General features: G+C 39.1%; 2 protein-coding genes. Both read right to left on the bottom strand.

Annotation, left to right across the window (positions count from 1 at the left end; translation table 11 throughout):
* Positions 1 to 74: 74 nt before the first annotated feature.
* On the bottom strand, positions 75 to 215 hold the full coding sequence (locus L696_RS31145) for a hypothetical protein (RefSeq protein ID WP_162833908.1): 141 nt from the start codon (positions 213 to 215) through the stop codon (positions 75 to 77).
* A gap of 42 nt (positions 216 to 257) precedes the next feature.
* On the bottom strand, positions 258 to 419 hold the full coding sequence (locus tag L696_RS31140; RefSeq protein WP_162833907.1) for a hypothetical protein: 162 nt from the start codon (positions 417 to 419) through the stop codon (positions 258 to 260).
* Between the last annotated feature and the right edge of the window lie 182 nt (positions 420 to 601).

Here is a 601-nt window from a genome sequence, read left to right as displayed (position 1 = left end):
AGTTCTTTTTCATTTGGCGATAGAAACTATGTAACAAAAAAGCGGGAAGAGAATCCTCCCCGCTAAAAACATTATTAATGTTTTTTCTTTTTGACATTTACGTTGAACAGATTGGCAGCCAGCGCATTGCCACGTGCACGCGCAAACGCTTTTTGTTTTGACCAGATAGATAAGCTTTTTCTTTTCACATGGTGTTTGGAATGTCTTCTACTCATGGATATCACCTCCCTTCACAGGAAATGAAGGTACGGATGGTCTTAGTGGTGCTTTTTGCGTTTGGAAATTTTGATGTTCAGTGCATTGGTTGCCAGCGCATTACCACTTCTTGTTCTGGCATCTGCGGATTGAAAAATTTTAACGACGAGGAATTTGTTTTTACCTACACGGTGTTTGAACGTTTTTACTCTTGTTCTGATCATCTGCATTCCCCCTTTGCTTAGGTCTGCTTTATTTATATGACAGTGGCGATAGCGATGTATCAGCATGAATCTATTAACAGCAAAAAGAAGCTATTACCTAATAGATAGATTTCCTCGGTCAAAATGCCAGTAGTCAATGCGTATTGCTGTTCCTAAAAGGATTTTTTATTCACGAAATGTCC

Source organism: Paenibacillus maysiensis (assembly GCF_000520815.1).
Classification (GTDB): Bacteria; Bacillota; Bacilli; order Paenibacillales; family Paenibacillaceae; genus Paenibacillus; species Paenibacillus maysiensis.
The sequence above is the reverse complement of the archived record's forward strand: the minus strand, read 5'-3'. Positions and strand labels throughout refer to the sequence as shown.